This is a genomic window from Streptomyces sp. 2323.1 (assembly GCF_900221035.1).
GTDB classification, from domain to species: domain Bacteria; phylum Actinomycetota; class Actinomycetes; order Streptomycetales; family Streptomycetaceae; genus Streptomyces; species Streptomyces sioyaensis.
In genome coordinates, this window is sequence record NZ_LT907981.1 from 3,300,529 (window position 1) to 3,315,287 (window position 14,759).

At 70.3% G+C, this 14,759-nt stretch carries 8 protein-coding genes and 3 pseudogenes; 7 read left to right on the top strand and 4 right to left on the bottom strand.

Annotated features, from left to right (window positions below):
- Window positions 1-109: 109 nt before the first annotated feature.
- Together CPH93_RS13675 and CPH93_RS13680 are read left to right on the top strand one after the other, a co-directional pair.
- Window positions 110-2,626, top strand: a complete 2,517-nt coding sequence (locus CPH93_RS13675; RefSeq protein WP_096213014.1) for a helicase-associated domain-containing protein — start codon at window positions 110-112, stop codon at window positions 2,624-2,626.
- Window positions 2,627-2,828: 202 nt separating this feature from the next.
- Window positions 2,829-4,481 (top strand): DNA repair helicase XPB, encoded by a 1,653-nt coding sequence (locus tag CPH93_RS13680; RefSeq protein WP_093484641.1) that lies wholly within the window; start codon window positions 2,829-2,831, stop codon window positions 4,479-4,481.
- A 25-nt stretch (window positions 4,482-4,506) separates the two neighbouring features.
- Here CPH93_RS13680 and CPH93_RS13685 read toward each other — a convergent pair whose 3' ends face one another.
- Window positions 4,507-5,790 (bottom strand): glycosyltransferase 87 family protein, encoded by a 1,284-nt coding sequence (locus CPH93_RS13685; protein WP_173909807.1) that lies wholly within the window; start codon window positions 5,788-5,790, stop codon window positions 4,507-4,509.
- Between the two features lie 237 nt (window positions 5,791-6,027).
- Window positions 6,028-6,237, bottom strand: a complete 210-nt coding sequence (locus CPH93_RS13690; protein ID WP_093484640.1) for a hypothetical protein — start codon at window positions 6,235-6,237, stop codon at window positions 6,028-6,030.
- A gap of 372 nt (window positions 6,238-6,609) precedes the next feature.
- Between CPH93_RS13690 and CPH93_RS13695 the strand changes: the two genes are divergently transcribed.
- A complete protein-coding gene (locus CPH93_RS13695) occupies window positions 6,610-8,715 on the top strand; it encodes a HelD family protein (protein WP_096213016.1) in 2,106 nt (701 codons plus the stop codon).
- A gap of 35 nt (window positions 8,716-8,750) precedes the next feature.
- Here the strand turns inward: CPH93_RS13695 and CPH93_RS13700 are convergent, their stop codons facing one another.
- The gene (locus CPH93_RS13700) at window positions 8,751-9,779 is read right to left on the bottom strand and encodes a hypothetical protein (RefSeq protein ID WP_231977317.1); all 1,029 of its coding nucleotides are present in this window, start codon (window positions 9,777-9,779) and stop codon (window positions 8,751-8,753) included.
- A 441-nt stretch (window positions 9,780-10,220) separates the two neighbouring features.
- Here CPH93_RS13700 and CPH93_RS13705 point away from each other — a divergent pair, with 441 nt between their 5' ends.
- The 3 genes and pseudogenes from CPH93_RS13705 to CPH93_RS35385 form a co-directional block, all read left to right on the top strand.
- The gene (locus tag CPH93_RS13705; RefSeq protein WP_231977318.1) at window positions 10,221-10,715 is read left to right on the top strand and encodes a hypothetical protein; all 495 of its coding nucleotides are present in this window, start codon (window positions 10,221-10,223) and stop codon (window positions 10,713-10,715) included.
- Window positions 10,716-10,827: 112 nt separating this feature from the next.
- Window positions 10,828-12,135, top strand: coding sequence for a GDSL-type esterase/lipase family protein (locus CPH93_RS13710; protein WP_096213018.1), 1,308 nt, complete (start codon window positions 10,828-10,830; stop codon window positions 12,133-12,135).
- A 37-nt stretch (window positions 12,136-12,172) separates the two neighbouring features.
- Window positions 12,173-12,734: pseudogene (locus CPH93_RS35385) on the top strand (IS5 family transposase); the annotation flags it as partial.
- Window positions 12,735-12,754: 20 nt separating this feature from the next.
- Here CPH93_RS35385 and CPH93_RS13720 read toward each other — a convergent pair.
- Window positions 12,755-14,016 (bottom strand): annotated as a pseudogene (locus CPH93_RS13720) (IS110 family transposase).
- Window positions 14,017-14,436: 420 nt separating this feature from the next.
- Here CPH93_RS13720 and CPH93_RS13725 point away from each other — a divergent pair.
- Window positions 14,437-14,718 (top strand): annotated as a pseudogene (locus tag CPH93_RS13725) (transposase); the annotation flags it as partial.
- Window positions 14,719-14,759 lie beyond the last annotated feature (41 nt).

Consider the following 14,759-nt stretch of genomic DNA (forward strand, 5'->3'; position numbering starts at 1 on the left):
GGGCGCGGCGCCGAGGTGGGTGGCGCGGGGGCGGTGCCGGGGCGGTGTGCCACGAAACCGCGCCGCCACCCGGTCCCCTGCCCTCCCCCGCCCCGCTAACGTAGGACGAATGACCGGTACACCCCGCACCCTCGCCGAGGAGCTCAGGACCCGCCCGGACGGCGGGCTCGTCGGGCTGCTGCGGGCCCGGCCCGATCTGCTCAATCCGGTGCCGGGCGATGTCACCCAGCTCGCGACCCGCGCCGGGACGCGGGCGTCGGTGGTGCGCGCGGTGGAGCGGCTGGACCGGTTCGTGCTGCAGACCGCGGAGGCGCTGGCGGTGGCGCCCGACCCGTGCCCGTACGACACGCTGGGCGCGCTGATGGGCGGGGACGCCGGGGACCGGGCGGTCGCCGCCGAGCTGCCCCGGGCGGTGGCGGAGCTGCGGGCGCAGGCGCTGGTGTGGGGCCCGGACGACCGGCTGCGGCTGGTGCGTACGGCCCGGGAACTGCTCGCGCCCAGCGCCGCGCACCCCTCGCCGACCGGCCTGGGCCCGACCGTCACCGAGGCCGTGGCGGGGATGTCGCCGGGGCGGCTGCAGGAGATCATCGCCGCGGCCGGCCTGCCCACCACCCATGACCCGGTCACCGCGGCCGCCGCGCTCACCGCGCTCTTCCGTGACCGCGACCGGATGGCGGCGCTGCTGGACACCGCGCCCGCCGAATCCGTCGCCGTCCTCGACAAGCTGCTGTGGGGCCCGCCGTACGGCGGCGTCACCGACCGCCCGGCCCCGCATCTCCAGTGGTTGCTGGACCGGGGCCTGCTGCTCCCGGCGGGCGCGCGCAATGTCGTCCTGCCCCGGGAAGTGGCGCTGCAACTGCGCGGCGGGCGCGCCCATCACACCACCGAGCCGGCCCCGCCCCCGCTCTCGCCCACCACGGAACGTGATCCACAGCTTGTGGACAACGCCGCCGCGAGCCAGGCGTTCACCGCGCTCGCGACCGTCGAGGAGCTGCTCAAGGAGTGGGACCTGGGCGGCCCGGCCGTGCTCCGGGCCGGCGGGATGAGCGTCCGCGACCTCAAGCGGACCGCCACCGCCCTGGACACCACCGAGCAGCTCGCCGCCTTCTGGCTCGAACTCTCCTACGGGGCCGGGCTGATCGCCTCGGACGGCGAGGCCGACGAGCGGTTCGCGGCCACCCCGGCCGCCGAGGAGTGGCTCCAGCTGCCCGACCCCGAGCGCTGGGCGGCGCTGGTGGCGGGCTGGCTGCGCGCGACCCGTACCCCGGGGGTGGTCGGCACCGCAGACGCCAAGGGCCGCGCGCTGGCCGCCCTCGGCCCGCACCTCGACCGCTCCCCGGCCCCCGAGGTCCGCCGCCGCGCCCTCGCCCTCCTTGCCGGCCTGCCGCCCGGCACGTCCGTACCGGCCGCGGCGGTGCTCGCCCGGCTGCAGTGGGAGCGTCCGCTGCGCGGCGGCCGACCGGCCGCGGGCCAGGTGTCCACGGACGGCACCGGCGACGCCGCGGGCCCCGGCGGCACCCCCGCCCCGGCCGACGACCTCCGCTCGCGACTGGCCCAATGGGCCCTGACCGAGGCCGAGTTGCTCGGGGTGACCGGGCGCGGTGCACTCTCCTCCCACGGCCGCAGCCTGCTCGACCTCCCGGCGGACACCACCGCCCCCACCCCCGCCGAGACCGACGCGGCAGCGGCCCGCGCCGCCGCCCGGCTCGCCCCCCTGCTGCCCGAACCCCTCGACCACGTACTCCTCCAGGCGGATCTGACCGCCGTCGCCCCGGGCCCGCTGCACCGCCCGCTCGCCGAGGCCCTGGGCGTCCTCGCCGACATCGAGTCCAAGGGCGGCGCGACGGTCTACCGCTTCACGCCCGGCTCCGTACGCCGCGCCCTGGACGCCGGCCGCTCCGCCGCCGAACTCCAGGAGTTCCTCACCGCCCACTCCCGCACCCCGGTCCCCCAGCCGCTCGCCTACCTCATCGACGACGTGGCCCGCCGGCACGGCCATCTGCGGATCGGCGCGGCCTCCGCCTACGTCCGCTGCGATGACGACGCCCTGCTCTCCGAGATCCTCGCCGACCGCCGCGCCGCCCCCCTCCGGCTGCGCCGGCTCGCCCCCACCGTGCTCGCCGCCCAGACCGCCCCCGACCAACTCCTCGACGGGCTGCGGGCGATGGGCTACGCCCCGGCCGCCGAGTCCGCCGCCGGTGACGTATTGATCGCCCGCGCCGACTCGTACCGCACCCCGCCGCGCACCGCCCCCACGCCGGTCCCCGACGGCCCACCGTCCCCCGACCCCACCCTCCTCGCGGCGGCGGTACGCGCCATCCGCGCCGGCGATCTCGCCGCCACCGCGGAACGCAAGCCGGTGCACGCCCCGGCTCCGGCCCCCGGCTCGCTCCCCCGCACCACCTCCGCGGAGACCCTCGCCACCATGCAGGCCGCGGTCCTGACCCACTCCGCGCTCTGGATCGGCTACGTCAACGCCGACGGCGCCGCCAGTCAGCGGGTGATCGCCCCGGTGCGGGTCGAGGGCGGCTTCGTGACCGCCTACGACCACACCGCCGACGAGGTCCGGACGTATCCGCTGCACCGGATCACGGGGGTGGCGGAGCTGGCGGACGACTCGGTCTGAGCGGCCCGAGGACGGGCGGCGGCCGGGTGTCCGTCCCGCAGGTCCCGGTGGCGCCGTCACCGGCTCCCGCCCCTTGCCGCACCTGGGCCGTCGCCCCATCGCTATCGGTGCCGCGCGCCGATGCGGCACACTGGACGTTTGGCCGTATGTGGCCGATGTCTGCGGCCGCTCCCCGACGGCCGGGAAGCGAAAGGCGAGGCGCGTGAACGGACCCCTCATCGTCCAGAGCGACAAAACGCTGCTCCTGGAGGTGGACCACGAGCTGGCGGATGCCTGCCGGCGGGCCATCGCGCCCTTTGCCGAGCTGGAGCGGGCGCCCGAGCACATCCATACCTACCGGGTGACGCCGCTGGGACTGTGGAATGCGCGGGCCGCCGGGCACGACGCCGAGCAGGTCGTCGATGCGCTGGTGCAGTTCTCGCGGTATCCGGTGCCGCACGCGCTGCTGGTCGACATCGCGGAGACGATGTCCCGCTACGGGCGGCTCACGCTCACCAAGCACCCCGCCCACGGGCTGGTGCTGACCTGCACGGACCGCCCCGTACTGGAGGAGATCCTGCGGTCGAAGAAGGTACAGCCGCTGGTCGGGGCGCGGCTGGACCCCGACACCGTCGTCGTCCACCCCTCCGAGCGCGGGCAGATCAAGCAGACGCTGCTCAAGCTGGGCTGGCCGGCCGAGGACCTGGCCGGCTATGTCGACGGTGAGGCGCACCCGATCGAGCTGCACGAGCACGGCTGGGCGCTGCGGCCCTATCAGCAGCAGGCCGTGGAGGGCTTCTGGCACGGCGGCTCGGGTGTCGTCGTACTGCCCTGTGGTGCGGGAAAGACGCTGGTGGGCGCCGGTGCGATGGCCCAGGCCAAGGCCACCACGCTGATCCTGGTGACGAACACGGTCTCGGCCCGGCAGTGGAAGCACGAGCTGGTGAAGCGGACCTCGCTGACCGAGGACGAGATCGGCGAGTACAGCGGGACGAAGAAGGAGATCCGGCCGGTCACCATCGCCACCTACCAGGTGCTGACGACCAAGCGGAAGGGCGTCTACCCGCACCTGGAGCTGTTCGACTCCCGGGACTGGGGCCTGGTCGTCTACGACGAGGTGCATCTGCTGCCCGCGCCGGTCTTCAAGTTCACCGCCGATCTGCAGGCCAGGCGGCGGCTGGGGCTGACCGCGACGCTGGTGCGCGAGGACGGGCGGGAGTCGGACGTCTTCTCGCTCATCGGGCCGAAGCGGTTCGACGCCCCGTGGAAGGAGATCGAGTCGCAGGGGTACATCGCCCCGGCCGACTGCGTCGAGGTGCGGGTCAATCTGACCGAGACGGAGCGGCTGGCGTACGCGACGGCCGAGACCGAGGAGAAGTACCGCTACTGCGCGACGACCGCGAGCAAGCAGTACGTGACCGAGGCGCTGGTCCGCCGGCACGAGGGCGAGCAGACCCTGGTCATCGGGCAGTACATCGACCAGCTGGACGAGCTGGGTGAGCATCTGGACGCACCGGTGATCAAGGGCGAGACCACCAACGCGCAGCGCGAGAAGCTCTTCGACGCTTTCCGGGAGGGCGAGATCTCGGTGCTCGTCGTCTCCAAGGTCGCGAACTTCTCGATCGATCTGCCCGAGGCGACGGTGGCGATCCAGGTGTCCGGCACCTTCGGCTCCCGCCAGGAGGAGGCCCAGCGGCTGGGGCGGGTGCTGCGTCCCAAGGCGGACGGGCACGAGGCGCGGTTCTACTCGGTCGTCGCCCGCGACACCATCGACCAGGACTTCGCGGCGCACCGCCAGCGCTTCCTGGCCGAGCAGGGCTATGCGTACCGGATCGTGGACGCGGACGAGCTGCTGGCGGCGGACGAGGACGTCTGAGGCGGCGGCCCCGGCGGGCCCCGGTTTACGGCGCCGGGGAGCGGTCGGACAGTTCCTGCGCGGCGCGCGGCGCGGGGAGGCGGCCGCCGTGCAGGGCGGCGGGGACGCCGGCCGAGCGGCGCGTCCACCAGATCACCGCCGCCAGCAGGGCCAGCCCGAGCACCGGGTACGGCGCCGCGAACGGCTGCTGCCACCAGGGCAGATGGAGATCCAGATCGCCGGCGTGCGGAGTGATCCACATCGTGCGGGCGGCGAAGGCGAGGGTGACGGCGGCCAGCAGCGCCTGGCGCCACCGGATGCCCCTGGTGTGCGCGGCGAGCGTGATGAGCAGCGGCACGCACCAGACCCAGTGGTGGGACCAGCTGATCGGCGAGACCAGCAGCGCCGTGACGGCCGTACACAGCACACCCCAGTGGTCCAGGCCGCGCCGCACATACACCCGGCGGGCCGCGTAGAGCCCGGCCGCGGCGGTCAGCAGTGCGGGCACCGCCCACAGGAGACCGGGGTCGGGGTCGTGCAGCACGCGCGTGATCAGGCCCTGGAGGGACTGGTTGTCGACGATCCAGGCCTTGCCGACCCGGCCGGTCTCGAACACCCGGCGGGTCCAGTACTCGACGCTGGCATCGGGCAGGGCCAGCCACCCCAGCACCACCGAGCACAGGAACCCGGCGAGGGTGGCGCAGGCGGCCTTCACCCGGCCGGTGACCAGCAGGTAGACGGCGAAGAGCGCGGGGGTGAGTTTGATGCCGGCCGCGATGCCGGTGGCGAACCCCTTGAGGCGGGCGCCGTCGGGACGCGAGAGGTCCCACAGGACCAGGCAGGCCAGGGCGAGGTTGACCTGGCCGAAGACGAAGGTCTGGAAGACCGGCTCCAGCCAGAGGCCGAGGGCAATGACGGCGAGCAGGAAGGGCGCGCTGTACGCGGCCTTGTGCAGGCCGGCGGCCTTGGCGGAGAGATGCCCGAGCAGTGCGAGGAGGGCCGCGTTGGCCAGCACGCCGAGGATCTTCAGGACGCCGAGCGAGAGCCAGGTGGTGGGTATGAACAGCACGGCGGCGAACGGCGGATAGGTGGCCGGAAGGTCCCACTTGCTGACCGTGAAGCCGTAGAGATCACCACCGGCCGCGGCAGCCTCGCCCTCGGCGCGGTAGACGACTATGTCGGACATCGGCATCTGCTGGACCTGGTACAGCGCCCAGAATCCGGCGGCCGACACCATGAGCAATGCCGCTGCGAGCAGCAGGCGGCGGGGGCGGGCGATGCTCTGTGCCCAGGTCCGTCTCCACGACCCCGATCCGTCGGCGGCAGACACCCGTTGACCCCTCCCCGTTGCGCTGAGCCCGCGCTCGCCGGCGACGCTAGTGGATCGAGGCCGACCGGCCGTAACGGTTTCCGGTCATTTGGATGTCGACACGGGTCGGCCGCTCATGGGTGAGCGCGCACCTCGCGTGCCGGTGGGGTGCGCCGGTTTCCCGTCCGCGATTGTGCGCGGTTTGTCCGATGGAGGGCGGAATGATGACGCGCTCGGCTCCATCCGGCGGCCGCGGGGTCAATCGTCCGCGTACTCACCCATGACGACGACGCCGAAGGCGGCCGTGGCGAAGACCTTGATCGCACGGAGGGCGTTGCCCACGACGTGGCGGTGCGGATGGACGGACGCCGCACCGTGCCCGGGGTCGTCGCCGAGGGCCGTGGCGCCCTTGACCGGGTGCAGGGAGGCGGGGTGGACAGAGGCTGGGGGAATCGCTGCGCTGCTCATGCCTCCATGATGAAATTCACGCGATTGCAGCACATCGGTCCATAGGCCCATCCCTGGGGGGCCGGAAGTCAGACTCCAGGCCCATCCGGCCCCCTACGGGAGATCTACCCGCCGTAAGGGCCACTCGTCCCCGGCTCTGCCGCCAAGGGCCCCGATTTAATCCGTTGGCGCCGTCCTGAGCCGCCCACTACACTCGCGCGTCTGCCTGCCTCCCGCCGAGGAGTGCCGCCGCCCGGTCGGAAACCGGCCGGCTCTTCGCTTCACGCCGCTGACCCGCGCACCGCAGGACCTGCGCTACGCACCGCCACCGGCCCGCCGCGCCCGTGCACCCCGGCGCGCGCCCGCCGACGTATCGCCACCGGAGGCAACGCCGTGCCCTCGCACGCCCACCGTCCCGCACCACAACCGCCGCGCGCCGAGCGCCCCGACCCGGCGTCCGAGGACCCGCTGCAGCGCGAAAAGGCCCACCTCGCCGCCTCGCGCTCCGCGCTGCGGGCCATGCGCGCGGACGCCGAGGCGCTGAACATCGCCGATGTGACCGCGAACTGGGTCAACGCCGAGGTGCTCCAGGGCGAGATCGACGCCCGGATCAAGGCGCTCGCCGACCTGGCCCACACCCCGCTCTTCTTCGGCCGCCTCGACTACCTCCACGCGCCCGGCCTCGACCTGGCCGAGGGTGCGGCGGGAGAGAACTTCTACATCGGCCGCCGCCATGTCCACGACGCCGACGGCGACCCCATGGTCATCGACTGGCGCGCCCCCGTCTCCCAGCCGTTCTACCGGGCCTCCAAGAAGGACCCGATGGACCTCCGGCTGCGCCGCCGTTTCGGTTACACAGCGGGCGAGTTGACCGCCTACGAGGACGAGCACCTCACCGACCCGGCCGAGGCGGAGCAGACCAGTCGCCTCCTCCAGACGGAGATCGAGCGCCCGCGCGTCGGCCCGATGCGGGACATCGTCGCCACCATCCAGCCGGAGCAGGACGAGATCGTGCGTGCCGGCATCGGCGGCTCGGTCTGCGTCCAGGGCGCGCCGGGCACCGGTAAGACGGCGGTCGGCCTGCACCGGGTCGCCTATCTGCTGTACGCGCACCGCGAGCGGCTGGCCCGCTCCGGCACCCTCGTCATCGGCCCGAACCGCTCGTTCCTCCACTACATCGAGCAGGTGCTGCCGGCCCTGGGCGAACTGGAGGTCAAACAGGCCACGGTCGACGACCTGGTCGGGCATGTGGAGGTGCGCGGCACGGACGAGGCGGCCGCCGCGACGGTCAAGGGCGACGCACGGATGGCCGAGGTGCTGCGCAGGGCGGTCCGCTCGCACATCACGCTGCCTCAGGAGCCGTGCGTGGTCGTGCGCGGTTCCCGGCGCTGGCGGGTGCCGGCGTACGAAATCGAGGAGATCGTCCGGGAGTTGATGGACCGCGACATCCGCTACGGCGCGGCCCGCGAGGCGCTGCCGCAGCGGATCGCGCACGCCGTACTCGTCCGCATGGAGCAGGCCGGCGAGGCCCCGGACGACCGGGTGCAGGACGCGGTGGCCCGCAACGCCGCGGTGAAGGCCACGGTCAAGGCCGTCTGGCCGCCGGTCGACCCGGCGAAGCTGGTGCTGCGGCTGCTGGGCGACGCGGAGTTCCTGGCCGCACAGGCCGAGGGGATCCTCACGCCCGAGGAGCAGAAGACGATCCTGTGGACCAAACCGGCCCGCAGCGTGAAGAGCGCCAAGTGGTCCTCCGCGGACGCGGTGTTGATCGACGAAGCCATGGACGTGGTCTCTCGTACGCACTCGCTGGGCCATGTGGTGCTGGACGAGGCGCAGGACCTCTCCCCCATGCAGTACCGCGCGGTCGGCCGCCGCTGCAGCACGGGTTCGGCGACGATCCTGGGGGACATCGCCCAGGGCACCACTCCCTGGGCGACCGACACCTGGGAGGAGGCGCTGGCCCATCTGGGCAAGCCCGGTGCGGCCGTCGAGGAGCTCACCCTGGGCTTCCGCGTGCCGCGTGAGGTCATCGCCTATGCGTCGCGGCTGCTGCCCGCCATCGCCCCCGACCTGACGGAGGCCACCTCGATCCGCGAGTCGGCGGGCGACTTCGAGATCCGCACCGTCGAGCCGGCGGACCTGGACTCCGCCAGCCTCGCGGCCTGCGACGACGCGTTGCGGAAGGAGGGCTCGATCGGCCTGATCGCCGCGGAGGCCCGTATTCCGGCGCTGCGTACGGCCCTGGAGGAGGCCGGCGTGACCTGTCTGGCACCGGGCGAGGAGACCTCGGCCGCCGCCCGGCTGACCCTGGTGCCGGCCACCCTCGCCAAGGGCCTGGAGTACGACTACGTGGTCCTGGACGAACCGGCCGCGATCGTCGACGGCGAACCGGACGAACGGACCGGGCTGCGCCGGCTGTACGTGTGCCTGACCCGGGCGGTGTCCGGGTTGACGGTGGTGCATGCGGCGGCGCTGCCGGACCGGCTGGCGGACGGCTGAGGCCAGGTCCGCCGCCGGCCGGGGGGGACGGGGCGCTATCGTGCCGCGGGCTGGTGGAGCCAGGGCGCACTGGTGGCCCAGAACATGGCGTCGGCTCCGAGGGTCTGCGAGCCGAAGTCGCTGAACTCCTGCCGGGTGTACGGCTTCTTCGTCTTGGGGTTCTTGTACTGGAAGTCGGGTTCCTGGACGGCCATGGCCACCATGGGGAGCTGTCCCCGGTACTTCTTGAAGAAGGGGTACGAGTTCTCCATCTGCGCCTGGCGGTTCGGCAGGACGTCAGGCCCGCCCAGGCCGATTCCGTGCTTCTTGGCAAACTCGAACGTGCGGCTCATGTACGTGCGGCTGTTGTTCCATTCACCGGGCCAGAAATTGACGTACTGGATGAACGGCGTCTTGGTGAAGACCTTCTTGCCGTAGGCCATGTTGTCGAGCTCGGCCTTGAAGTAGGCGTCGTTGCTGTATCCGGTGTGGTCCTTCTTGGTGTCCACCTCGGTGGCGGTCTCCGGCAGGTTCACCCCGGCGAGTCGACCGTCGAACCGCTGCGACATCGCCTTCAGCAGCTGCTGGAAACGGCCCCGCACCTGCGGATTCCACTGCGCCGCGACCGCCCCGGGCTCACCGGGACCAAGGCCGTTCTCGTTCTTGGTCGGCGCCGCGCCTCCCTTGTACTCCGGATCCTTCAGCAGATAGTCCGGGAGCCTGGTCGGCGGCGCGAAGAACCGGTCCTGGACCTGGATGAACAGCTTCTTGTGGCGGGCCTGCACATATGTCAGCGCCCGGTCGATCTCCGAGAAGTCGTACTGATTCTTCTTCCGTTCCATCGCCTTCCACGGCACCACCAGCTGCACACCGGCGACGTCCGGGCGATCGATCAGCGGCTTGACCTTGGCGTCGAAATCCCCGATGGAGGAGTACAGGTAGTTCTTCGCCGTCTTTTTGCCGGGTGCGGCGGCGGAGGCCTTGCCGGCCTCCGGAACGGGAGCCCCGGAGGCCACGGCGGCCGCGCCCGTCAGGCCCATCGTCACGAGAATTCCGACACCGACAGCGATGCGTTTGGTCATCATGATCCCTACGCTGCGGCGCAGTTATGAGAGGGATGTAAGAAGGCCCGCCCGTGCCCAGCTGCTTGAGCCGGCTCACCTCGCAGGCGTCTTCCTCGGGCCGCCCGATGAGGCGAAGGCAACGGCCTAGGTGTGTTGTCCGGACAGGTTGGGATCATCCGCTCGACTCCGGCGCCCGCGGTCCGATCCGGGGCGGGCGCTTGTTCGAGCGCCCTGGCCTGCTTCCCGTACGCCCCTTGAGCGCGCTGGCGCTACGGAGATGTGCCCGACATCCTGCTCTCTGTGCGCCTATGACACCATGAATGATGCTGTCCAGGCGCATTCCCAGCAGATACGTGTGAAAGGGAATTCGTGCGCTATTTTTCGCGAAACGGTAGACGTGCCCTGGCCCTCGCGGCCGCCACTCTCCTGTCCCTCGGGCTGGGCACGGCAACAGCCGCCGAGGTGAGTGCGGCCCCGGCCGCCGACGTCGAAATCGTCGAGGGCTACACCCGGACGGTGCGGGAATCGGCCGGCATCGCCGTCGAGTGCCCGGCGTATCAGGTTCTGATCGGCCGGAGTCACTCCGGCGACGAGAACGGCAACACGACGTACTACTGCGGCTTCATCCTCATCTTCGGTGAGCTTGTCCACGTCGGCCCGCCCGCCTGGAGCGGTTCGATGCGGGAGAGCAACTCGTTCTTCACGGCCGCGCCCCACAAGGCGATGGTCGGCCGGGTCCACTCCGGCGACGAGAACGGCCCCACGAGGTATGCGACCGCCTCGATGACCTGGCAGGGGCGGCCGGTGACACTGACCTCGTACCGATGGACCCCGGGCCAGCGGGAGAGCTCCAGCCACTCGAGGGGCGGCGCCGGAGAGGTCATGACCGGGCGTCAGCACAACGGGGACGAGAACGGCCAGACGTTCTACCAGTACGCCCGGGTCTCCTTGGGCTGAGCCGAGTGCGGGTGTCCCTGCCTGCGGCCACCGGGGGCAGCGACACCCGGCCTGCCCACCGGACACCGAAAAGGGTGATTCGGCTAAAAGCACTCCTGGACGAGGAGAAGTCATGCCCGCCACGAGCTCCGGCCGCTCCCGGCATGCTGGCCCCGGATTCCGCATCCGGCGCAGGACGATGACGGCGGCGGCGATCACCGCAATCCTCTCAACCGCCCTGGCGGTATCGCCGAGCCATTCCTCAGCGGCACCGAAATTACCCGGCGGACGCGCGGCAAAGCCCACGGCAATCGTGTCGCTCGGCGACAGCTTCATCTCGGGCGAGGGCGGCAGATGGCAAGGGAACGTCGACATGCGGTACAGCGAGACGGACAGCATGTTCGGCACGGACCGGGCCACCGTCTGCGGACCCTCCGGATGCCGGAAAGATCCGAACCGGGTCTATGTGGGTGATTCCTATCTGGATCCGACCACGGGGAAAGAAAACGGCTGCCACAGATCAGACGTCGCCGAGATCATCGAGTCGCACATCCCGGTGGATCAAAAATTCAACCTCGCCTGCTCAGGTGCGGTCACGGACAACCTCCTGCCTGCGGCGTCCGGCGGCAGGCGGTTCAAGGGGGAAGCACCCCAGGCGGACCAGCTGAGGGCCCTCGCGAATACCCATGACTTCAAGCTGATCCAGGTCTCCATCAGCGGAAATGATCTGGGGTTCAGCGACATCATCAAGAGCTGCGTCTGGGGATTCATCCACGGCCCGTTCGGGAAATACTGCTGGCATGAATACGACTGGGAGGTCAAGGAGAAGCTGAGGAGGGAAGTCCCGGACAAGGTGAAAAACGTGATCGACCAGATCCGCAGGGTCATGCGGGAAACGGGTCACCCGGACTCCTCCTACGTACTGGCACTCCAGTCGTACCCTTCGCCGGTTCCGCTGTCCGCTGCATACCGCTACTCGGAGGGCGTCAGCGTTTCTTCCCAGCGCTACAGTCCGGGCGGATGCCCCTTCTACAACCAGGACACCAACTGGGCGCGGCTGGACCTGGTGACGGGCATCGCCGACATGCTGGAGGGAGTCGCGGCGGAGAAAAGAATTCACTACCTGGACCTCCAGTGGAGTTTCGACCGTCATGAGGTCTGCGCCAGGGGGGTCCGCCAGGCCAGGAGCGGTGACACGCTGAGCTCTCCCATTCCCACCCGGGAAGCGGAGTGGATGCGTTACCTGTCCCACGGAGCGGCCCACTCACAAGGGCAGGTCGAGGAGTCCTTCCACCCCAACTCCTACGGCCAGAAGGTTCTGGGAAAGTGCCTGAGGGAATTCTACGACCTGGCGAGGTCCTCAAGGCAACGCGAATACACCTGCCTGCCCAGCCAGGGAAAGGGGATTGACGGGATGCGACTGAAGCCGCTCAGCCCCTAGGCAGTTTCGTTTGGATCAGTCGGTCGTTGGTCCGGGTGTGCCGTTAACAGATGTGCAGTGGGCGCGAATTGAGCCGTTGCTTCCGGACCGGACGCTGAAGCGGGGTGGACGCTGGCGTGACCACCGGAGGTGATCGATGCGATCGCCTTCAAGTTCCAGACCGGAACGCAGTGGGTCCACCTGCCGGAGAAATACGGCAACTGGAGAGGTGTCTACAACCGGTTGCGGATGTGGGCCCTGGACGGCACCTGGGAGCGAGTGTTCACCGCGCTGATGGCCCAGGCCGACGCGGACGAGGACCTGACCTGGGCCGTGTCGGTGGATTCAACGATCGTGCGAGCTCACCAGCACGCGGCCGGGGCCTGCAAAAAAGGGCCCCGGCCGCAGAGCCGGCCGACCATGCCATCGGCCGGTCCCGCGGCGGGCTGAGCACGAAAATCCACCTGGCGGCAGACGCCCGCTGCCGGCCCCTCGCGTTCGTTCTCACCGCCGGCCAGGCCGGCGATGCACCCGCTTTCACGGACGTGATGGCCCGCTTACGCGTTCCCCGCCGCCGCGGAAGGCCGCGGACCCGGCCGGACGTGGTCCTGGCGGACAAGACATCCCACGCGGATAAGCGTCAAGCTGCCGCTGAGGTGTGGCTGGTTGAGGGCTGTGGGAAGGCGATTGCTTCGTCGTAGGTGTGACCGTTCTGGAGGCAGTGGAACAGCATGCCCATGAAACGGTTGAAGAGGTTCCGCTGTGCTGCGACATGGCGGTCGCCGGCTGCTCTGCGGCGGTCGTAGTGAGCTCTGGCGCCTGGTGACCTGGTGAGTGAGACGAAGGCCCAGACGTAGCCGACGGCAGCCAGTCGCTGGTTCTTGACCTTCCGGCTCATGACCTTGCAGCTCTTGCCGCTGGCTCTGGTGACCGGGGCGCTTCCCGCGTATGCCTTCAATGATCCGGCGTTGGCGAACCGGGACCGGTCATCGCCGATCTCCGCCAGGACCCGGGCGCCGGTCAGTGCGGCGAGACCTGGAAAGCTCCGGATGACCGGTGCATCCGGATGCTCCTCGAAGGCCTGCGTAGCGGCTTCCTCGAGCTGTTCAGCGTTGTCGCAGGCGGCGTTCAGCTGCCTGAGCAGAGCGGACGTCTGATGCCCGAGAGCCGCCTCGACCTGCGGGAGCTGGTGGAGGTAGTCGCGTTTGAAGACCTCGTGGAGACGTTCGGCTTCGGCCTGGATGCCGCGGATGCGGCCGGCCTGCCTGAGCAGCGACTGCAGGCGCCGCCGTGTCAGCTTCGCAGCCGATGTCGGGTCGGTGCTGCGGCCAGGATGCTGCGGGCTTCCCTCGAGCACAGGCCGTGCTTGTGGCTCGCGAAGGCGTCGAGGATCGACGGGTAGAACTCTCTGAGCTGGGAACGAAGCTTGTTGTGGGCCTGGCCGCGAGCCCAGACGGCGTCCTGCTGGGCCCGGGCGAGCACGGCGATGGCCTGAACGAGTTCGGAGTCCGTCGGCAGCGGCCGGTGGGCGGCCATGTCGGTTCGCAGGATGTTGGCCAGGGCCGCGGCGTCGACAGCGTCTGACTTCTTGCGGGCGACGGAGTGGCGGTCCCGGTAGCGGGCGACCGCCAGCGGGTTGATCGCGAAGACCGGTCGGCCGGTGGCCCGCAGACACGCGACGAGCAGTCCGCGTGACGTCTCGATCGCCACCGGAATCGGGGTGTCCTCGTCATCACCGTGCTCGGCCAGCAGAGCCATGAGCTGGGCAAACCCTGCGGCATTGTCGCTGATCCGCTCCTTTGCGAGCTGTTGCCCACCCGCATCGACCAGTGCGATGTCGTGGTGATCTTCGGCCCAGTCCACCCCGCAGAACACTGGTGTCGGTAACCCGGTGATCTCCATCCGGTCCTCCTTCGTGACGACTTTCTTCCCAGGTCAGAGCCTGTGCAGGGTGCGCGTGTTCCCTAATGGAAGTGCTCAAGGCACGTCATCCCACCAGCCGTTCGCAACCCCAGCGAGTCGCACGGCCCTCGGTCCGCGTCAGAGCTGAAAGCTCAAGGCAGAGCTGAGAGGTGATCCGCGCAACCGGCTCGGACTACGAACAGCCAAGTGCCCGAGAACCGCAGGCGGGCCGTCCCGCAGTAACAGGACCTCTTCGGGACTCAAGCAGAACGAACCCCACCTGATTCCGAACACTCCTGCCCGGAGTGCCGGACGCGAGCCGGCCTCGTCTTGTCAACAGGGCTCGCAGGCCCGGGCATACTCAAAGGCTCGGCTCGCGCCCACGAAGGTCAACTCCCACCGGCCTTCGCCTCCCATTAGGCATACTCCTGCCGCGCCATCCGCGACCACCTGCGCAAACGCGGCATCCGGACGGTAATCCCAGTTCCGGCGGATCAGCGCGGCCACCGGCGGCGACGGGGCAGCCGGGGCGGCAGGCCGCCGGCCTTCGACCGTGAGACCTACAAGCAGCGCAACACCGTCGAGAGGTGCATCAACCGACTCAAGCAGTGGCGAGGCATCGCCACCCGTTACGAGAAGACCGCAACCATCTACCTGGCCGGACTCCACATCGCAGGCATCTTCCTCTGGTCAGCCCGATGATCCAAACGAAAGCCCCTAGCTGGGCTGTTGGGTGTGCTGTC

Bases quoted from the DNA above. Each gene is read 5' to 3' on its own strand.
- CPH93_RS13690 (WP_093484640.1), bottom strand. From the start codon at position 6,237: ATGAGCAGCGCAGCGATTCCCCCAGCCTCTGTCCACCCCGCCTCCCTG.
- CPH93_RS13700 (WP_231977317.1), bottom strand. From the start codon at position 9,779: ATGATGACCAAACGCATCGCTGTCGGTGTCGGAATTCTCGTGACGATG.
- CPH93_RS13710 (WP_096213018.1), top strand. From the start codon at position 10,828: ATGCCCGCCACGAGCTCCGGCCGCTCCCGGCATGCTGGCCCCGGATTC.
- CPH93_RS13675 (WP_096213014.1), top strand. From the start codon at position 110: ATGACCGGTACACCCCGCACCCTCGCCGAGGAGCTCAGGACCCGCCCG.